Origin of the sequence: Dyella kyungheensis (assembly GCF_016905005.1) — a bacterium.
GTDB classification, from domain to species: domain Bacteria; phylum Pseudomonadota; class Gammaproteobacteria; order Xanthomonadales; family Rhodanobacteraceae; genus Dyella; species Dyella kyungheensis.
In genome coordinates, this window is the sequence record NZ_JADIKC010000005.1 from 470,103 (window position 1) to 490,145 (window position 20,043).

Below are 20,043 nucleotides of genomic sequence, written 5' to 3' on the forward strand. Positions count from 1 at the left end.
TCAATGGGTTCGTGGTGACGCGTAGCTCTGGCCGGGGACGATCGTCGTCACGTAACCGCCATTCCAGTCGCGATCAAAAATCGACGACAAGGTACCGGCCGCCGACTTTCCATTCACGCGCACCGACACATCCACGGTGGTATGGAAGTAGCTCCACTCCCAGTTGCCGGTGCCCACGAACGACTGGTCGTCATCCGCCACGGCATACTTGGCGTGCTCGACTCTCGCGTAAGGGATGAATCCGCTCGGCGATGGCGGGACGCGGCTGAACTTCACCGTGATGTTGGGCAGTGACGCCAGGCTTTTCAGGTAAGACTGCGCAGGCTCAGTGAGCGACCAGTCGCCGACGATGATACGGACGTCCACACCCCGGGCGGCTGCGTCGCGAATGGCCGTATCCAGGCTGGACCACCAGCCTTTGGCGCCATATTGCTTGATCGCCGACAGCGTCATGACCTGGACGCGCAAGACGTGCTGACTCGCGCCGATCATATGGATCAACGCCCCCTCTTCGCTGCTGACCCATGCAGGCATCAATGACGACGGACTGAAAGCGGGGAAAGCCGTGATCGGTGAAGAACCGCCATCCTGCAGAACGACCGGGTTGTCTTCGGTCACGGGCGTGAAGTCCGGTGATGCCTGGGCTGCCTGGGCTGCCTTGGGCAAATCCGGATGGCCGGCCAATTGCCAGTCGAATTCAAAGGATGCTTCCACGGTTTTCGCAAAGCGCTCATTGCGGATGCGCGCCCCTATCTCGTGGATCTGTTCAAGCGCCCGCCAGTCCCAGTTCTGGCTGCCGATGAACACGGTCTCGTCGTCGACCACCATGTACTTGGCGTGCAGCACGCCGCCGGTCAATTCGTCCACGGGCAGCACGCGGATCGTGATACCGGGTACTTGCCGCAGCCGGTCCACGCCCTCCTGGTTGTTCTTGAGAAACGTGTGATCCACCAGCACCCGCACGGCGACACCTGCGGCGGCGCGTTCGGCCAGCGCATCCAATACGGGCGAAAGCGCCCCGCCGCCCGGCTTGTCTGCAATGTAGAACGCAGCCACATCGATGCTCTTGTGGGCCGAGCGGATCATCTGCAGCCAGACGGCCTGCGTACGCGGCACGCCGGGTTCGCCATAGAACGTTGCCTCCGGCACGCTTTCGACGATCTGAAAGTCGGCTTCGGGAGAACGCGGAACCGGTTTGGCGGCAACGATCGACAACGAAGAGAGTCCCGCGCCGATGCATGTGCAGATCAGCTTGAGAGCGATCGACCCAACGCTTCGTGCCTCAGGGCGGACCCAGGAGAATGGCTTCTTTGCTTGAGACTGTTTCATGCGGGGACTCGTGATGCCTCGTGGGAAGCGGAATGACGGTATCGGCGTGAAAAGATTCACCGGCAATCGCGCATTGGTGATCTTCCAATTCCTCGGCGCTGCCGCGGTTGCCCGGGTTGAAGGTCGCCTTGGTGCTGAGCAGGATGAATCCCGGACGGCCATCCGGCGCCCGCGCGCCGACGACGGCAAGGCCATGGAGATCCATGGCATCGCCAGCCGGCAGCACTGCCGCCAAGGACTTGAACGGGTCGACGGACAACGATGCGCCGTCCACCCATCGGGCGTCATAGGCATGCCCAAAAGGAGGCAGCGGCTCAGCCAGCCTCTGCCACTGGTTGCCCAAGCTGGGAAGCAGGCGTTGCAGAACCCCGTGCACATCCGACCGCACACAATCGATATGGATGTGAAGTTGATCCTGTGATCTTCCGTAGCGGGAATTCACGGCGAGCATTAGCTGGTCGCGCGCACGGGGGCCGTGCAATGCCGCTTCCACATATGACCTCGCCTCCCAGGCGCGCGCGAAGTAGTTCGGCGAGCGCGCCGTCTGAAGCACCGGATCTTCCACGCCGCTGATGCGGTCAAAGGGTATCACCAGATACTGATAGCGTCCGATCTGATCCTTCAGGATGGCGTAGCCGCCATGGGCTCCCTCCCCTGGAACTTCGGTGCAAGGCGATGGCGGATGGGCGCCGGCAATCGCTGCCGGTGCGCAGACTCGACCTACCCTCTTCCAAAGCGCATTTCGGTCTTTGATGCCGTCCGGTGCTTGCGGCGGGTTATCGGCGGGGATTTCCTGCGACAGGCTTGCCAGCGCGAGAGTGAGGCCAACGAAGCACAGCCGTCGCTTCCACGGCCAGCGGCGCATCACCGAACGGATGGCCGCGCTCTTTTTGGCCGTCCGCATGAAGCCTTCATCTGTCATGACTGTTCGCCCCGGGCCAGTAGCCACATGGACACGACGCCAGTGGCAATACCGATGGCTGGCGCCCATCGCGCACTTCCGGCGGCCTTGAGCCAGGCCGCGGGAAGGATGTCCGCCAGGGCGACGTACAGGATGGAGCCCGCGGCAAACGCCGCCGTCAATGCGGCCGATTTCTCCGACGGCAACGTCGCTGCCACGGCGAGTGCTCCGGCAGGCACGGCAATGGCCATGGCGAGCGACAGAAAGAACGCGCGCCGCGGATCGTAGCCGTTGGAAACCAGCACGCCGGCGCTGGCGATCTCGCGGGGAATCTCGTGGATCGCAATGGCCGCAAGCGCCGCATATCCCGCCGGACGACTTGCCAGGAACGCGCCAGCCAGGATGATTCCGTCGACCGAATGGTGAATGAAATCACTGGTAAGCGTCATCCGTGCGGCCGGCGCGACCACGCCTCCATCGCTGCGGTGCGCGCGCACTACGTTTTCGACAAAAGCGAGAAACGTCGCGCCAACGACAAAGGCAAGCATGATCTCGCTCAAGTCGTCGTGTGACCCCAGTGCGTGCGGCAAGAGATGCAAAAGGCTGTCGCCGACAAGCAAACCTACCGCCACCGCCTGGAGCCATGGCAACCAGCGAGTCCGGATGCCACCGGGCATCCAGACAACGACACGCGAGAACAAGGATGTCGCCCCGAGGATGAGGGACGACAGGAAGATTTCGATCACACGAGCATGCACTGATACGTCCTAATGAGCCGTTGCTTGACGACATCAATGTCCATGAACGCGGCGGTGCTTAGCCTGGCGTCCACTTCTCGTTTCCATCGCTGTCAGCTTGACATGTTATGTTATAACATAATGATGCAGTGCAAGGACGACGGATGCAGCCCTGCCGGAAGTCATGGCACATCTAGAACGACAAGGGCGATCGCGCGTCACGCGGCGAGACCGCGGCGCAAACTCCTGCGCTGCTCGTGATAACGAGTGGCTCGATATCGGCGCCTCTAGCTATAAAGGCGCAGCGGGCTTTCATGTCTTGGCTCGCGTGGCCGCTTTACGGGTCATTGGCCAGAGCTGTTTTGCTTGAGACCTCTCGCCAACGACTCGACATTGCCAATCCAGGCGGAGAGCAAATCGGCGTCCTCTTCCCACAGCTCCCTTAGCTCGCTGGACTTGCCGCATACCCGCAAACAGGCCTTCGAACCAAGCTCGGCCAGGGCGGCGAAGTCGAGTGCGGCCAGTCCCTCGCGCCAGGCTACCCGGGCCTCGGTTTCGTCGTCGTCCAACGGTTGCCCGTTCTTCGCCGACAGGATGACGGCTGCGGAAGCAAGCACGGCCTGGCCTGCGTCGTATTCTACGTAATCGGCGGCAAGCGCGGCCTCGAACGCTTTGCGCATGACGACCCGTGGGTCGGCCCGCGGAATCAGCTGTTCCTCGAGGAAATCCAACGCGGTGTCGTCGTCAAAGACTCTTGCACCCCAAGCACCCATCTGCCTCTCCTTACCTCAATAGCTGGCCGAAACATTCCATCCGCGACGCACTCATTCCTTCAACTTGTGGCTGTCGTCGGCGGTCAGATCCAGGCCGTAAACCTCTCGCAGCTTCTGGATGTGCTGCAGCGTCTTGGTCGAAAAGGGCTTCTTGTTCTCGAAGGCATGCAAGGCGATCCCTTCGATCAGATCGCCCAATGAGATGTCCATGGTCTCCGCGAGGCTCTTGAGCACCTTCAATATCCGCTTCTCGATCCGCACACCCGTCTGCACGCGATCAATTTTCATAGGGTCATTCATGATGTATTCGTCGGTCGCCCAGATTCGAATTCAGCTGCTGCCAAGGACTTCCGGAACAAGAGACTCCTCGGGCTCCGCTCCAGGAACGGTTTTTCTTTGTAATCCAGGCTTCGATAGAGGGCAACCGCTGGGACGAGATCGTGCCCCGTATCGAACTCGATGACCCGGCCGCCCTTCCCTGCCACGAAACGTTCGGCGTGCATCATCAAGGCGCGCCCCATTCCTGAGCGGCGCGCCGAGGGAGCAATCCAGAGGCGATAGAGTCTGGCGAGTTCGGCATCCGCATGGAAACTCACCACGATCATGCCAACTACCGACAATTCGCGACATGCGAAGATTGCATGAGCGTGCTGCAGATCGTCCGCAGTGAGTGAGCCCTCGGGCTGGTCGTGGCCGCCCTGGCGAAGTTCGGCTGTCATGTAGGCACTGATGCGATGAAAGAGACTGCAGTTCGCCGTCGTCTCTAGAAAATCGATCGTGCTGTCGGAGCTGGTCGCATCGTCCATCGTAGTTGCTCGACTTGGATTAGTGTGGTTGTACCGCAGCGTGAGCCAGCATCCCGGTGATCGCGTCTCGCCACTCCGGGCCCTGCGTCGTGAAGAACTGTTCGAATTCGGCAAGATACCTGGGGTCGGCACTACTCAGTGGCGTGCGGCTGCACCAGACGTGCACGTGCACGGTCGCCGGGTCTTTCTGGCTCAGGGAAATGTCGTAGCGCGACACCCCCGTATCCGGAATGAAGATGAGATAGCCGACTTTGCCCTGCTCGGGCGCGTAACGGTCCATGACCCAGGTTGCAGCGCCCCACTCCGACTTCGTCTGGAAAACGGCACCGACCTCTTGGCCACCGCCATGAGGCCGCACGAAGTCGGGACTCCATTCGGGCGCCCACTCGCGCTCCTTCACCGGTCCAAAATAGGGCGTCAGCGCGGCCACTGTTCCCGGCAGGTCGAAATCGAACTCGCGTTCGGCATACATGTGTGCCGCTCCTGTGTGGGATGGCAGATTCGACGCACCGTGGATGCCGTGCGCACCAAGTACGCCGTGCCCTCTCTTCGCATCGCTTTGCGAATGGACCATGGCGATTCCCGCGCCGATCGCAAGCGACGCGGCTATGAAACCGATCAGTATCATCTTCGTGCGCATTGAAACTCCCACGAGCTGGCAGTTAGCTTTTCGATCAACCCGTTTGTCTTTCAGGCATATGTACCTTGGTACCAAGGTACATGTTAGACAACTGTTGCCGGCTCTGCAAGTGGGCGTTCTTTGCGGTCCCTCGCCTGGTATCGCGTTGCCAGCTGATAGCCAGTACCTCGGGGCAGTTTGACTGCCTTCGGCTGTTGGTCTACTCGATGCCACCGAGATTCACAGCAATGCGTTCGCCGGTCGCGACGGCGACTTTTTCAACTCCCGGAAACGAGCTTGAGGCCAATGACTCCAGCCAGGATCAGGGCGATGCACAGCACTCTTATGGGCGCCATGGAATCGCCCAGGATCACGATGCCAAGAATGGCCGTGCCCGCGGCGCCGATACCCGTCCAGACGGCGTAGGCGGTGCCTACCGGCAGTGTGCGGAGCGAATACGAAAGTAGAAACACGCTCAACAAGCCGGCACCGACCGTTAGCAACGCCGGCCCCACTCGCGAGAATCCTTCGGACCACTTCATGCAGAGTGCAAAGGCAATTTCGAAGACGCCGGCGATCGTAAGCAGTAGCCATGCCATAAATAGAAGTCTCTTCGTGGAATTCGTCGGGCACCATGGCCCGACGACAAGGGGCAAGTGCGTGGCGGCACAAGAGCCGCCCAGGGGATCGAGCCATGGGTAGAGCTGGAAGCGTCACTTGTCACGCCAAGCCACGCCGTAGATCGGCGAGCGGAACGGCAAGTAGCCATCACCTGCGAGCGGCTTACGCGGCTGCAGCGGCTGCCGGCGTGGAGCGGAACGCGATACCAAAGCGATTGAACGCGTTCATCAGGCCAATCGCATAGGTGAGGTCCGCCAGTTCCTTGTCGCTGAACTCGGCGGCAGCCACGGCGTAGTCGGCTTCGGGAACACCCGTCTCTGCAACGCGGGTCACGCTCTCAGCCCAGTTCAGCGCAGTGCGCTCGCGGTTTGAGAACACCTTGCCCGCGTCGCGCCAGACAGGCACCAGGACCAGCTTGTCGATGCTGATGCCGCCCTTGATCAGGTCGCGGGAATGCATGTCGATGCAGTACGCGCATCCATTGAGCTGGGAAACGCGCAGATACACGAGATTGATCAGCTCCTGAGGGAGCCCGCATTTGAGGAGGGAGGCGTACACGCCGCCGAAGGCCTTATAACCCTCGGGCGATGCTTTCGCGTAGTCGATACGGCTGCTCATGATGTAACCCTTCGCTCGTTGTTGGAGGGTTCCATCGTGTTGCAACTTGGATCACTCAAAAAGAACCATGAATAGTGATTTCCTATAGGCCATGATTCCCTGATCGCAGACGGTCGATCGATCTCGATCGAGCTACAGCACCCTCAGGATGCGTTTGCCGAGCACCTCGGCCGCGCCTTGACTGCCGAGATTGGTGAAATTGAGCAGCACGGCGGAAGCTCCCCTGCCACTCGCCATCCAATCTGTCAGCGCCTCACCGTACAGTCCTTCGTCCCGCATGCGCGCAACAAGCCGGCGATCCGACCGCCCTCCTTTCAGGCGCAGGATCAGGTGCATACCGCCGGGCTGCGGGTCGATGCGCATGTATTTATGTAGCACGCTCTCCAGGCCAGCCGCCGTCGCTTCCCGACGTTCGGCATAGAGCCTGCGCATCCGCTGGATATGCCGCGCGAAGTGCCCTTCCATGATGAACGCGGTGACGATGGCTTGCGCCAGCTGGGGACTGCCGCCGGCGAAAGTGTGGCTGACGTCCTCGAACCGTTGCACCTGCTCTGGCGGAACCACCAGGTAGGCAAGCCGGAGCGCCGGCAAAAGCACCTTGCTGAAGGTGCCTGCATAAAGCACCCGCCCATCCCGGTCCAGGCTCTTCAATGCAGGCAAAGGACGGCTGATGTAGCGATACTCGCCATCGTAGTCGTCCTCGATGATCCAGCCGTGGTTTCGTGCTGCCCAGTCCAGCAACGCCAGGCGCCGAGGAAGCGACAGGGATACGCACAACGGACTCTGGTGCCCAGGCGTGATGACGGCTGCGCGCGCCCGGGGAGCCAACCTCAGACCCTCGGAAACGATCATGCCGTCCGCATCCACCGGCACCGGCACGCCGTTCATGTGCATTGCCCCAAGCAGTTCGCGCGTGGGCGGGTAGCCGGGATTTTCGATCCAGACGCGATCTCCGGGCTTGAGCAAGGCATGTGCGATCAGCTCGAGGGTATGACGATATCCCGATGTGACGAAGACCTGCGACGGAGCGCAGTCGATACCGCGCGACACTTGAAGATAGGCGGCTATGGCGGCGCGCAAGCCGTACAAGCCAAAGACGGAAGGATGAACCATGTCCGTCGACTGCGTGGCACGTATACAGCGCGCACCCAGGCGCGCCCATAACTTTCTGGGAAACGCATCGAGCGCGGGCAAGCCCATCTGGAAGGGCAAGATCGAATCGGGGCGGAAAGAGTTGCCCGCTACAACGGCGCGATCCGGGCGAGCCACCGCGACTGCCTTTTGGATTTGCGGCGTCAGTCCCGGCGTCACGATGGTTCCCGCCTGGCCGCGCGCCTGGATGTAGCCTTCGGCAGCCAGCAGCGAATAGGCGGCCTCGATCGTCCCTCTTGCCAGGCCCAGCTCCTTGGTCAGCGCGCGTGCCGACGGTATGCGGTCCCCAGGCTTGAGCACTCCGTTGGCGATGGCGCCGCGGAATCGGTCGTAGATCTGTCGGTAGTAAGGCTCAGTCGCCGCGCGGTCCAACGGCGAAATCCTGCTATTCCCGGTCATGTTCATGGACCAGCCGATCATGCGGTTTATCGAAGTATGGAGTGTACCCCCCGGAAATCGGGAGATCCTTGTGCCGGGCGCGAAAGGGCCGCTGTACCGCGTGGTTGCGGAGATCGCGATGGACCATATGAAAGTTTCATTTATGGACCTTCGACAGGGGTCACGATCTTTATAGGATGAAGGCTGCTCCTACGCACCCAAGGTTTTCGACATGAACATTCTGCACGTCAGCAGCAGCCCCCGTGGGCGGGCTGCCGAGAGCCATAGGCTTTCGCGAAAAATCGTTGACGCTCTGCTGGAAAGGCATCCTTCCGCGAACGTGTCGACCCGTATGATCGGTGACGGTTCGCTGTCGCATGTCGATGAAAACTACGCGATCTCCCAGCACGCGACCGAGGATGTTTCTCAGGAAGGTACCGCCGCGACGTCGGCTGAACTGATCAGGGAGCTGGAAGCTGCGGATATCGTGGTCATTGGCACGCCCATGCACAACTTCACCGCACCCTCCACGCTGAAGGCATGGATAGACCACGTGGTTCGCGTGCGCTGGACGTTCGACGTGGGGCGCCATGGGAAAACGCCGCTGCTTCGCGACCGGCCCGTCTTCGTTGCCGTGTCCTCTGGTGGAAGGTTCTCCGAGGACGGCACGCGCCAACCGGATTTCCTAACCCCCTACCTGAAAGCCGTCTTTGCCATCATTGGCTTGCGAGATCTGACATTCCTCTCCGTCCAGGGCACCGCCTTCGGCCAAGAGGCACTGACTGCAGCAAGAGACGATGCAGACCGGACGCTGCAAAACTGTTTGCAACGTCTCGTTCGTTGAGACGAGCCCGCCCTTGCTGAGCGGGCTCGCTCCCGATTGCCCATTACCAGCGCATGCGGAAACCCACGCTGCCATTCACCGCATGCGAATCGCCGAAGTGCGACAGCCCGGTCTGCGCCTGCACTTCGCCGTAGATCGAGTAGCGGCCACCCGCCCAATCGATCGCGCCACCGACGCCCAGGCCGCCCCACCAGCGCTCGTTGCGCGTGGTGAAATCGGTGCCGGAGACGTTCACCTGCGCCGCGTCCGTGAAGTAGTCGTAGACGTTGGCGATGGCGTAGAAATGCGTCACCACCGCGCCGGAGGCACCCTGATGCGTGCTCAGGTAGTCGAAGGTGGTGCCGGCGCGTGCCGAGGCGGCGTTGCCGTCCTGCTGCGAGACGCGTGCGCCGAATGCATCGTTGAAGCCGTCGAACGATGCCTTGCCCCAGCTCAACTGGGCTTGCGGCACCATCGACCATGCATCGCTCAGGCGGAAGCGTTGGCCGACTTCCACGCCGGCGGCGTAGCCGGTGGCCTTGTTGTCGTCCTCGGCCTTGCCCAGCGTGTTGGAGTGCAGATCCGAATCCAGATGCGTCCAGCGCGCCTGGCCGTCCACGTACAGGCCGTTGTCGGCGTACCAGGTCAACGCCGCGCCCACGCCGTAGGCACGCGTGTTGATGCGGCCGTCGCCATAGGCCGAACTCACGTCGGAGTTGTAGTGGTCCGAATGCAGCGAGGCGCTGCCGACCAGCTTGCCGCCCCCGTTGTCCGATAGCGTGGTGTCGATGCCCACTTCCGACTTCCAGTTGGACATGTCGTAGCGCGTGCCGCTGGTGCTCGATTCGGGCTTGATGTCCTGATCGCCGCCCTGCACGCGCACCCACACGCCTTCGCCGGGCTTCATGCCATCGGTCGCCTGCGCATCAGCCCACTGGCGATCGCCGGTGCGCTGGAACAGCGTGTCGAGCGTGTTCGCCTGCTGCAGGATGCCGGCATAGGCTTCGTACAGCGGCACGCCCGGCTGATACAGCGGCGTCGCGCCACCCGTGCCCGAGCCCGGACCACCCGGATTGCCCGGGTTGCCGGGATTGCCGGGATCGGACGGCGGATTGGTCAACGCCGAGCGCAGGTACCAGTCGCCGTCCGTACCATCGACGCCGTTCTGGTAGAGGCGATAGGCATACGCACCGGCGACCACCGCCTGCTGGCCCTGGAACACGTAGTTGCCCTTCAGGGCGAAGGTGCCGTTGGAGGCGCCCTGCACGTCGATGAGCTTGATGCCCTGCGTGGTCGCTGCACCGGTGCCACCCACGTTGGTCACCTGTATCGTGGTGTTGCCTGAGGTGCTGCCGGTGACCACCAGCATGTCGGTGGCCGAGCCGTCGCCGCCCAATGCGGTGTTGAAGTTGAGCGTGCCACCCTGGCCGACGTAATCGCCTTGCACGGTCAGGCTGGTGCCCGGTGTCTGGCCGAAGTTCACCGTGCCGGCGTTGGTGAGTGCGCCGGTGCGCTGTGCGAAGCCGCCCAGATTCAGCGTGGCACCGCTCTGCACGGTCGTCGCGGAGGATGCATTGAACGCATTGGCCACGGCCGCGCTGAGCGTACCGGCGGCGACGGTGGTGTCGCCGCTATACGTCGACGTACCGCCCAGTGTCAGCGTGCCAGTGCCGGCCTTGCTGAGACTGCCGGTGCCACCGATGCCGTTGCTCAGCTGCAGCGTGGTGCCATCGTCCGTATCGATGGTGGCGGCGCCACCCAGACCGACCGTGCGCGTGCTGACGAAACTGCCGGTGGTGTGCAGCGTGGCATCGTCGATGGACAGACTGCCCGCCGCGAGACCGAGGTTGCCGTCGTTGGCCACCTGCAGCGTGCCGGCGTGCACGTCGGTGCCGCCGCTATAGGTGTTGGCACCGGTGAGCACCAGCGTGCCCAGGTCGTCCTTCACCAGCATGCTGGCGCCGGTGAGGGCGGCATCGATGGTGGCCGTCATGCTCGCGCCCGCCGCGGTGCCGTCGCCCACGCGAATGGTGGACGCGCCGCCCGTCAGTGCGATGGCGTCGCCGGTCACGCGATAACCGTCGGCCTGGAACTGCAGGCCCGAGGCGCTCACCTGGCCGTTCGTGTTGTCCACCGTCACCGTGCCGCCGGTGCCGCCGAAGACCGCAAAACTGCCGTTGGTGTACGGCGCGTTGAGCGCGCCGGAGGCGTCGGTCCAGTAGTCGTTGTCGCTGAGGCGCCAGGTGCCGGTGCCGCCGGTGATCGCCCCGTCGTTGGCGTGTCCCGGACCGTCCCAGAAACTGAGCGTCAGGCCATCGGTGTTGACCAGATTCACCTGGTTGGCGAGCGAGGTCTGCACGAACACGTTCGTGCTCGGCGAGCTGCCGATCGCCAGGCCGTTGTCGGTCAGCGTGCCGTCGTAGTTGAACAGGCGATACACGCCCGCGCCGAACGTGCCGCCCGGCGTGGTCGTCACGTTGAGCGTGCCGTCCAGCGTGAGGTTGCCATGCACCACGGTGAGGTCGTTGAGGCTGCCACCCACCGTACCGGCCTGACCCAGCTGATAGTCGACCAAAGCGCCCGCGTTCAAGGTGAGGTTGCCGTTGACGGTCAGCGTGCCCGGCGAATTACCCGGGCTGAGCGTGCCGCCGTTGGCCACCGTCACATCGCCACCGATCGTGCCCGAGCCGCCCAGCGTGCCGCCGCTCATCACGGTGGTCGCACCGGTGGCGGCGGTCTGGTCGCCGTTGATCAGCAGCGTGCCGCCGGACACCGTGGTAGCGCCGGTGTACGTGTTGGCGCTGGTGAGCGTGGTGGTGCCCGTTCCCATCTGCGTCACGCCACCGGTGCCGGAGATGGCACCGCCGAACGTCTGGACGTCCGAACGATCGAACGCCAGCGTGCCGTTGTCGGCCACGTCGCCCAGAATCGAACCGCTGGTGCCGCCTTCGCCCAACTGCAGCGTGCCGCCGGTAATCGTGGTGCCGCCGGTATAGGTGTTGTTGCCCGCCAGCACCAGCGTACCGAGATCGGACTTGGTCATGCCGTTGCTGCCGGTCAGTACCGAGGCGATCGTCGCGGTCATGTCCGCACCAGCCGTGGTGCCGTCGCCCACGCGGATCACCGGAGCGGAACCGACCAGCGCAATCGCATCGCCTTCGACGCGATAACCGTCGGTGGCGAACTGCATGCCGTTGCTGTTGATCGCGCCCAGGCTGGCATCCACCGTCACCGTGCCGGCGGCGCCGGCAAAGATGGCGAAGCTGCTGTCCTGGTAGGGCGCATTGAGGCTGCCGTCGATCACCGTCCAGTTGTCGTTGCCGGCCGCGTTCTGCCACAGGCCATCGCCGCCCTGCACCTGGCCGTCGCCGCGCGCACCGTTGCCGTCCCAGAAATTCACCGCCAAACCGTTGGTGTTGACCAGGTTCACCTGCTGCGCGATCGAGGTCTGCAGGAAGTAATCGGGCGATGGCACCGAGCCGATGGTGAGACCGTTGTCGGTCAGCGCGCCGGTGTAGCCGATGATCCGGTAGATGCCCGGATCGAAGGTGCCGCCCGAGGACACCGAGACATTGAGCGTGCCGTCGAGCGTGAGGTCACCGTTGACCTGCACCAGGTCGTTGAGCGGACCGCCGACCACGTTCGCCTGGCCCATGTTGACGTTGAGGTTGGAGGTGTCGCTCAAGGCCACGCTGCCCTTGACGGTCAGCGTGCCCGGCGCGCTGCCGACGTCGCCGGGACTCAGCGTGCCGCCATCGGCCACCGTCACATCGCCGCCGATGATGCCCTTGCCGCCCAAGGTGCCGCCGCTGTCGACCGAGGTGGTGCCCGTGGCGGCCGACTGATCGCCATTGATGATCAGACTGCCGGCACGTACCGCCGTCGGTCCGGTGTAGCTGTTGGCGGCGCTGAGCACGGTGGTGCCCGTGCCCTGCTGTTCCAGCGCGCCAGTGCCAGAAATCGCACCCGTGAATGCCACGCTGTCGGAACGGTCAAACACCAGCGTGCCGCTGTTGGCGATGTTGCCCTGGATGGAACCGCTGGTGCCACTGTCGCCCAGCTGCAGCACGCCACTACCGATGGTGGTGCCGCCGGTATAGGTGTTGTCTGCGGTGAGCACGAGCGCGCCAGCATCGATCTTGTTCAATGCGCCAGCGCCGCCGATGGTGCCGGCAAGCGTGAGATCGGCGGTCGTATCAAAGGTGCCCCCACCGTTGCCCAGCGTCACGCCACGCGCCGACGTGAACGCCGCGGTGTTGTTCAAGGCGCCGCCATCAAACGACAGCGCGCCCGCCGCGTTGCCGAGGTTGGCGTCGCTGGACACTTTGATGGCGCCGCCGTTGATCGCCGTGCCACCGGCGTACGTGTTGGTAGCCGAGAGCGTCAACGTGCCGGGACCCATCTTGGTGAGTTCGCCGGCGCCGCCGATGGTCTGGTTGATAATCAGGCCGGCACCCTGCGTGTCGAACGTGCCGCCACCCTGGTTGATGGTGACGGGGTGCGCAAACACAGAACTCTGCGTCGTACGCAGCGTGCCGCCATCGAAGCTGACCGCAGCGCCCGGGGCACCGACGCCGGTGGTGCCCATCACCTGCAACACACCGCCATTGATGGCAGTCCCTCCGGTGAGGTTGTTGATGCTGTTGATGATCAGCGTGCCGAGGTCTTCCTTCACCAGCGTGCCGGCACCGTTCAATGGTGCGGTGATGGTGGCAGTCATGCCCGCGCCGGCAGCCGTGCCGTCGCCCACGCGAACCACGTCCTGCCCACTGACGAAGGTGATCGGATCGCCGGTGACGGTGTACCCGTTCACCGCGAACTGCATGCCGGAACTGGTGACCGTGCCGAGCGTGTTGTCCACCGTCACGGTGCCGGGCGTACCCATGAAAATGGAGAACTCGCCATCGGTGTACGGCGCATTGACCTGGCCGGTCTGGCTGGTCCAGTTGCTGTTGCCTGCGCTGTTCTGCCAGACGCCGTTGCCGCCGTCGACGGTGTTGTTGGTGTGGCCGTTGGCGCCATCCCAGAAGTTCAGCGTGAGACCGCCGGTGTTGATCAGGTTGACCTGGTTCGCCACCGAGGTCTGCACCTGATAGTTGCCGGTCGAGCTGCCGCCGAGCGCCAGGCCCTGATCGTTGAGCGTGCCGTCGTAACTGATGATGCGATACAGACCGGGGCCGAAGCTGCCGCCCGGCGTGGCGGACACGTTGAGCGTGCCGTCCAGATTGAGGTTGCCGTGCACCACGGTCAGATCGTTGAGTGCACCACCGACCACGTTGGGCTGGCCGAACTGATAGTTCAGGGTCGAGGTGGCACCCAGCGTCAACCCGCCGTTGATCGTCAGCGTACCCGCTGCACCAGCGTCGCCCGGATTCAGTGCGCCGCCATTCATCACGGTCACGCTGCCGCCAAGGGTGCCGGCGCCGCCCAATACGGCGCCGTTCTGCACGGTAGTGGCGCCGGTGGCAGCGGACTGGTTGCCGTCGATCAATAGCGTGCCCGCCTGCACGTTCGTCGCACCCGTGTAGCTGTTTGCTCCGGTAAGCACAGTGGTGCCGCTGCCGAGCTGAGTCACGCCACCCGTGCCGGAGACCAGGCCGCCAAACGTATAGACGTCCGAACGGTTGAAGGCCAGCGTGCCGTTGTCGGCCACGTTGCCGACGATGGAGCCGTTAGTGCCGCCGTTGCCCAGCTGCAGCGTGCCTGCGGTGATCGTCGTGCCACCGGTGTAGATATTGGTGGCCGTCAGCACCGTGGTACCCGAGCCCGACTGCACCACGCTACCCGCACCGGAGATGGTGCCAGCCAGCGTCGACGTATCGGAGCGATCGAAGCCCAGGGTGCCGGCGGTGTCGACGATGACGGTGGGGCTGGCGATGGAGCCGGTGGTGCCGCCATTGCCAATCTGCAGCAGGCCGGCATTGACCACGGTGTTGCCGGTATAGGTGTTGTTGCCGGTCAGCAGCCAGGTGCCCGCATCGTTCTTGGCCAGCGTGGTGATGCCGCTGGTGGCATCGATGATGCTGCCGCCCATGGTGTTGTTGCCGGTGTTGGTGCCGCCCAGGCCCAACGTGCGGTTGCCGCTGCCGGCATACGCTGCCGACCCGGTGTTGCTGAACACGATGGCGCCCGTACCGGACGATTCGATCACGCTGCTACCGGTCGACAAGGTAAACAGGCGGTCGGTCGTGTCGCCGGTGCCGGTGTAGCGCAGCGTCGCGCCGATACCACCGCCGGTGCCGATCACCAGGTTGCTGGCCGCATTCGACGAGGCGCCGATGCTGCTCGCCTGGCCGCCGTTAGTCAGATGGTCCACGCCGAGCACGCCACCGGCGATGGTGGTGACGCCGCCATACGTGCTGGCCGCGTTGCGCAGAATCCACGTGCCGATGCCGGTCTTGCTGAGCGAGGTGTTGCCCGTGCCGTTATTGGTGATCTGCAGCGCCAGGCTGTTGTTGGCGGCACTGGTGCCGGTGAGCGTGACGGTCTGCGCCGAGTTGGCGGCGCCACTGAAGGCGACCGCGCCGGTATTGGTGAACTGCACCGCGCCCGTACCGGAGGCATCCAGCGCACTGGACGGTCCCAGCGTAAACAGGCGATCGGTGCTGTTGCCCGCACCGGCGTATTGCAGCGTACCGTTGTTGAGCACGAGATTGCTGGCGGCATTGCTGGATGCGCCGATCGAGCTGGCCATGCCGCCATCGGCAAGTACGTCTACCTGGAGGGTGCCGCCGACGGCCAAGGTGGTGCCATCGGGCTTGAGAGTGCCGATGGTGGTGGTGCCGGTGTAAGTGCTGACGGCACCGGACAAGATCTGCAGGGCGGCGCCGTTCTTGACGAGATTGCCGGTGCCGCTCATGACGCCGGCAAAGTCTGCGGCGCCGTTGGAGTTGTTGCCCGTCGTCACGGTCAACGTGGCGCTGCCGAGATTGATGTTGCCGCCCGTAGTGCCGCCGCCATCCAGATAGGCGACGCTGGTGTTGAAGTTGTTGAGGTCGAGCAGCACGCCGGCGGTGTTGGCCAACGTCATGTAACCAGTGCCGAAGGCATTGGTGGCACCCGCACGCAAGGTGCCGCCGATGATATAGGTGCCGGCCGTATTGATGTTGGTGCCGCTCAGCACCAGGGTGCCCGCCCCGACCTTCTGAAACTGTCCAGCACCCGTAATCGCTCCACCGATGCCCAACGTGGTAGCGGCGTTGCTAACGTTGATCGCAGCAGTGCCGTTCATCTGTATCCCGCGATCGATGTTGACGCTGGTACCGGTATAGGCCAGCGTGCCGGCGATCTGCAGATTGGCGGGCAAGTTGCTGGAGGCGCCGACACCGCTGGCCTGGCCTCCGTTGGCCAGGCAATCTGTGGTGATCGTGCTGGAGGCAATGATCGTGGCGCCGGTATAGCTGTTGCCGCAGCCACTGAACGTCTCGCTGTGTCCAACGATCGTTACGCCGCCAGGACCGCTAATGGCGCCGGAGAACGTGCCGTTGCCGTTGATGGAGAGGCTTCCGCCTGTGTCCATGGTGACGTTGCCGGCGCCGTTCAATCCGCCGATGCTGATCGGGAAGGTGGACGCATCCAGTGTGCCGCCGGCATTGACTGTTATCACGCCGACGCTGCTGAAGGCGGTGGCAGAACCGGCACGCAGAATACCGTCGGTAATTGTGCTGCCGCCGGTATAAGTATTGGTGCCGGAGAGCACCAGCGTGCCGGCACCGTCCTTGTACAGACTACCGGCGCCAATGATCGTGCCACTATCGGTAAGCGTGGTTGCCGCCGAGTCGACGCTCACGTGGCCCTGGCCACCGGCAAGCGTGAAACCGCGGTCGGTCGACGTTGTTGCGCCCGTGTATTCGAGCCCGCCGCCGTTCTGCAGCACAAGGCTGGCCGAGGCGTTCGAGCCTGCGCCGATGCCGCTTGCCAAGCCACCATTGGACAGCGTGCCGGTCGACAGCAAACCGGCGCTCACCGTCACCGGGCCAACGAAATCGTTGGCCCCATTGGACAGCGTCAAGGTACCGGTACCGGTCTTGGTGAAGCCGGCATCGTCCGGGCTGGTCACCTGGCCGCTGAAGGTCAGATCCGTCGTGCCATCCACCTGGATCGTGCGCGACGGACCACCGTTGACCAGGGTGAAACCGCGATCGGTGCTGGCCGTCGCACCGGTGTAATGCAGCGTGCCGTTCTCCAGCACGAGGTTGGAAGGATCGTTGGTTGAGGCGCCGATCGCACTCGCCGCACCACCGTTCGCCACGGAATTGAACGCGAGCGTGCCGCCGCTCACCGTGGTCGAACCGGTGTACGTATTGGCGCCATTGAGCGACACCGTGCCGGTGCCCTGCCCGCCCACGACAAAGCCGGTGGCACCACCGTTGTCGACGATGGTCGAACTGATGGTGAAGTTGCCGGCCGCGTTCTGCAACACGCCCAGCGGGCTGCCGGCGGTGCCACCGGTCAGCGAGCCACCCTGGATCGTCTGGTTGGCGGCACCCGCTGTCGGCGACACGATGATGCTGCCGTCCACGCTCAGCGTATTGCCTGTGCTGACATTCACCGTGGATCCGGCCGCCGCGGCTACCTTCATGCCGCCCAGCGCGACACTGCCGTTCACCGTGCCGGTGTAAGGCGTGTTGGCATTGCCGCCCTCGTCGCTGACGATGTCGCCGTTCGCCCAGGTGTTCGCGTTGTCCTTGTCCGCGTAGTTGGTGAACGCGGTGATGATGCCGCCGCTCACCTGCGCGTAATCCGTGCCGTTGACCGTGGCCCAGCCGCCGAGCGCGCCGTCCGCATGCGTGGTGCTGATGGTGGTACCGGTGTTGAACGCGAAATCGACCAGGCCGCCGCTGCGATTGATCCCGCCCAGCGAGATGCCCAGGCCGCCCGCACCGGCGGTGGCGCTGATGCGATTGTTGCCCGCGGTGACGTTGAGGCCGTTGAAGATCTGCGTGTTGGCGCCCGCTGCGCCCTTGATGGACAGCGTGCCGCCGCCCAGGTTGAGCGCCGAAGCACTGTTGATGATGTTGCTGGCTGGCGCGCCAGCCACGGAAAAATCCAGTGCCAGCGTACCGCCGCCGATGGTGGTGGCGCCGGTATACGTGTTGGCGCCGGTGAGCGTCTGTGTGCTGGCACCAAGCTTGGTGAGACTGCCTGTGCCACCGATGCTGCCCGCGTACGAGGTGCTGCCCGAGCTGGTACTGAGCGTGAGCGAGCCGCTGCCAAGGTCCACGCTGCCACCCGTGCCCGCTAGCGATGGCGCGGTGATGGCCAAGTCGTTGAGATCCAGCGTGCCGCCGTTGACGATCAAGCCTTTTGACGCACCGAATGCATTGGCGCTGCCCGCGGTGAGAGTGCCGGCAGTGACAGTGGTCGTGCCTGCGTAGGTATTCGCTCCACTCAGCAGCCAGTTGCCGTTACCGTTGATAAGCACATTGCCGGTACCGCCAATGGCGCCTGCATAGGTATTGCTGCCGCTGTAGCTGCCACCCAGCGTGATCGAGTCAGTCCCGCCCGCATTGAAGCCCGCAGCCGCCGTGAGCGAGAGCCCACCCGTGCCATCGTTGTTGATCGTGCTGGCGCCATCGAAGGCATAGGTGCGGTTGGTCGAAGCACCACCGCCGGTGTAGTGCAGCTTGCCGTTGGTCAGCGTGATGTTGCCTGACGCGCCGGTGCCGAGCGAACTGGCGTTGCCGCTATCGGCGAGCACGGGCGCATAGAGGTCGATATTGTTGATGTTGGTGGGGCCGGTATACGTATTGGCGCCACCAAGCGTGATGCTCTGGCCCGCTGTTCCCGAATAGGAAACGGGACGAATCGAACTGGGGCTGCTGATGATGCCCGACAGCACCAAATTGCCCGAGTTGGCATTGAAGTTATGGCCAGTCGCGGAGGTCCCGGAGAAGACGATATTGCCGCTCAGATTCAGCGTTCCCGTACCGGCGTTGGTGAGCGCAGTGCCGCCGCTGGATGTGTTGGCGAATACCCAGTCGCGGTTCGACGTGCTACCGCTACCGGTATAGATCAAGGTGCCACCCAGGCCGCCGCCTGCGGCCACGGTCACTTGTCCGTTTGCCTGGGTGATCGGCGCACCGAGTGCGCTGGCCTGGCCAAGGTTGCCGATGGAGTTGAAGCTGTAAGTGCCGCCAGTATTGAAGCTGGTCACGCCGGTATAATCGCTGGCAGCGTTCTTCAAGGTGACGCCGCTGCCCACCAGCAAGCCGCCGGCGCCGGTAAACCGTGCCGAGCCGACACCGACACCAAACACGCCGACATTGCCGCTGCTCACTGTCACCACGCGTGTAGCAGCCAACGCCGCCGTAGCATTGAGCTGCGTACCGCTCGCCATGGTGATGCCGTTGCCGGCTGCACCGAGGGCTGCGTCACTGCTGACCGCCAATTGGCCGCCACTGACGATGATGCCACCGCTGAAAGTGTTGGCACCGGTCAGCGACAACACGCCACCCGCACTCTTGGTCAGACCTGCGTTACCGGCGATGACCGAGCTGATGGTGGCGGCACCTGCAATGGTCGGCGTGGTGCCGGCAAGGGTGAGCGTTCCACCGGTGAGCGTGTAACCGGCCAGGGTGAAAGTGAGGTTGTTGACGGTGATCGGCGAAGTCAACGTCACCGTACCCGGCGTGCCAGCGAACACGGCGTTGTCGATGGCCGTGTTGTTCCAGGTGGTGAAAGGGCCGGCAACGCCGTCGCTGGCGGCATTCCAGTTCGGTGTCGAGATGTCCCAGTTGCCGATACCGCCGCTGCCGGCCGAACCGCCATTGACATCCCAGTACTTGTCGGCTGCCAACGTCGGCGCCGCATAAAGCGAAGCCAAGCCCATCAGCACGCCGAGGCGCAGCGTCCATCCGCTTTGCGAAGGGCGCAGAGGTGATGACCGTTCGTCGATCGTCGCCGACGCGGCGCATCCGCGTCCCTTGCCGTGCTTGCCGGTGAGTTCGGAAGCCACTACCCACGCGCTCAAGGCCGTAGACCAGACGATGCGGAATACCCGGTTCATCACTTTCCCCTGTCGATGTGCAAACGGATGCAGATGTGTGCGGCGACGCGCGGTCGCCATGATTCAGGCCGAATCCAGGCCTGTGAGAAGGCGCGCTGCGCGCCGATAGACAAAACGAAATCGAGGGGTTGCCGGGCGGTGGCCATCGCACTGGATACGCATGCGCGCCCGCGCATGCGGGCGGCCATCGACGATGAATCGATTTAAATGCGAGAGAGACGTCGCCACTTTTTATAGCCCCTGTGCCGGAGGGGGTTCTCCGACCGACCAACCGCCAA

The 20,043-nt window shown here is 63.7% G+C and carries 12 protein-coding genes; 1 reads left to right on the forward strand and 11 read right to left on the reverse strand.

Translation table 11 applies throughout. From position 1 onward, the window contains the following. From ISP20_RS13485 to pdxR, 10 genes are all read right to left on the reverse strand, one after another. Window positions 1-1,329: a phospholipase D-like domain-containing protein gene (locus tag ISP20_RS13485; protein WP_204636601.1), complete on the reverse strand. Its 1,329-nt coding sequence runs from the start codon at window positions 1,327-1,329 to the stop codon at window positions 1-3. Continuing rightward, window positions 1,283-2,251, reverse strand: coding sequence for a CDP-diacylglycerol diphosphatase (locus ISP20_RS13490; protein ID WP_204636602.1), 969 nt, complete (start codon window positions 2,249-2,251; stop codon window positions 1,283-1,285). The genes ISP20_RS13485 and ISP20_RS13490 overlap by 47 nt, the downstream gene beginning before the upstream one ends. Next, window positions 2,248-2,976 (reverse strand): ZIP family metal transporter, encoded by a 729-nt coding sequence (locus ISP20_RS13495; protein WP_204636603.1) that lies wholly within the window; start codon window positions 2,974-2,976, stop codon window positions 2,248-2,250. The genes ISP20_RS13490 and ISP20_RS13495 overlap by 4 nt, the downstream gene beginning before the upstream one ends. Before the next feature lie 335 nt (window positions 2,977-3,311). Further along, window positions 3,312-3,740 (reverse strand): DUF4259 domain-containing protein, encoded by a 429-nt coding sequence (locus tag ISP20_RS13500; protein WP_204636604.1) that lies wholly within the window; start codon window positions 3,738-3,740, stop codon window positions 3,312-3,314. A 51-nt stretch (window positions 3,741-3,791) separates the two neighbouring features. Then, window positions 3,792-4,028, reverse strand: a complete 237-nt coding sequence (locus tag ISP20_RS13505) for a hypothetical protein (RefSeq protein WP_204636605.1) — start codon at window positions 4,026-4,028, stop codon at window positions 3,792-3,794. Between the two features lie 8 nt (window positions 4,029-4,036). Further along, on the reverse strand, window positions 4,037-4,546 hold the full coding sequence (locus ISP20_RS13510; RefSeq protein WP_204636606.1) for a GNAT family N-acetyltransferase: 510 nt from the start codon (window positions 4,544-4,546) through the stop codon (window positions 4,037-4,039). Between the two features lie 19 nt (window positions 4,547-4,565). Next, on the reverse strand, window positions 4,566-5,186 hold the full coding sequence (locus ISP20_RS13515; RefSeq protein ID WP_204636607.1) for a hypothetical protein: 621 nt from the start codon (window positions 5,184-5,186) through the stop codon (window positions 4,566-4,568). A 257-nt stretch (window positions 5,187-5,443) separates the two neighbouring features. Then, window positions 5,444-5,764 (reverse strand): quaternary ammonium compound efflux SMR transporter SugE, encoded by a 321-nt coding sequence (gene sugE / locus ISP20_RS13520; RefSeq protein ID WP_204636608.1) that lies wholly within the window; start codon window positions 5,762-5,764, stop codon window positions 5,444-5,446. Window positions 5,765-5,948: 184 nt separating this feature from the next. After that, window positions 5,949-6,404, reverse strand: a complete 456-nt coding sequence (locus tag ISP20_RS13525) for a carboxymuconolactone decarboxylase family protein (RefSeq protein ID WP_204636609.1) — start codon at window positions 6,402-6,404, stop codon at window positions 5,949-5,951. Between the two features lie 132 nt (window positions 6,405-6,536). Then, complete coding sequence (gene pdxR / locus ISP20_RS13530; RefSeq protein WP_204636610.1) at window positions 6,537-7,976, reverse strand: MocR-like pyridoxine biosynthesis transcription factor PdxR; 1,440 nt, start codon at window positions 7,974-7,976, stop codon at window positions 6,537-6,539. A 190-nt stretch (window positions 7,977-8,166) separates the two neighbouring features. Here pdxR and ISP20_RS13535 point away from each other — a divergent pair, with 190 nt between their 5' ends. Then, window positions 8,167-8,778, forward strand: coding sequence for an FMN-dependent NADH-azoreductase (locus tag ISP20_RS13535; protein ID WP_204636611.1), 612 nt, complete (start codon window positions 8,167-8,169; stop codon window positions 8,776-8,778). Window positions 8,779-8,821: 43 nt separating this feature from the next. Here the strand turns inward: ISP20_RS13535 and ISP20_RS13540 are convergent, their stop codons facing one another. After that, complete coding sequence (locus ISP20_RS13540; RefSeq protein WP_204636612.1) at window positions 8,822-19,765, reverse strand: autotransporter outer membrane beta-barrel domain-containing protein; 10,944 nt, start codon at window positions 19,763-19,765, stop codon at window positions 8,822-8,824. Window positions 19,766-20,043 lie beyond the last annotated feature (278 nt).

Coding starts and splice junctions, on each gene's coding strand:
- ISP20_RS13485 (WP_204636601.1), bottom strand. CDS start 1,329: ATGAAACAGTCTCAAGCAAAGAAGCCATTCTCCTGGGTCCGCCCTGAG.
- ISP20_RS13490 (WP_204636602.1), bottom strand. CDS start 2,251: ATGACAGATGAAGGCTTCATGCGGACGGCCAAAAAGAGCGCGGCCATC.
- ISP20_RS13500 (WP_204636604.1), bottom strand. CDS start 3,740: ATGGGTGCTTGGGGTGCAAGAGTCTTTGACGACGACACCGCGTTGGAT.
- ISP20_RS13505 (WP_204636605.1), bottom strand. CDS start 4,028: ATGAAAATTGATCGCGTGCAGACGGGTGTGCGGATCGAGAAGCGGATA.
- ISP20_RS13510 (WP_204636606.1), bottom strand. CDS start 4,546: ATGGACGATGCGACCAGCTCCGACAGCACGATCGATTTTCTAGAGACG.
- ISP20_RS13515 (WP_204636607.1), bottom strand. CDS start 5,186: ATGCGCACGAAGATGATACTGATCGGTTTCATAGCCGCGTCGCTTGCG.
- sugE (WP_204636608.1), bottom strand. CDS start 5,764: ATGGCATGGCTACTGCTTACGATCGCCGGCGTCTTCGAAATTGCCTTT.
- ISP20_RS13525 (WP_204636609.1), bottom strand. CDS start 6,404: ATGAGCAGCCGTATCGACTACGCGAAAGCATCGCCCGAGGGTTATAAG.
- pdxR (WP_204636610.1), bottom strand. CDS start 7,976: ATGATCGGCTGGTCCATGAACATGACCGGGAATAGCAGGATTTCGCCG.
- ISP20_RS13535 (WP_204636611.1), top strand. CDS start 8,167: ATGAACATTCTGCACGTCAGCAGCAGCCCCCGTGGGCGGGCTGCCGAG.
- ISP20_RS13540 (WP_204636612.1), bottom strand. CDS start 19,765: ATGAACCGGGTATTCCGCATCGTCTGGTCTACGGCCTTGAGCGCGTGG.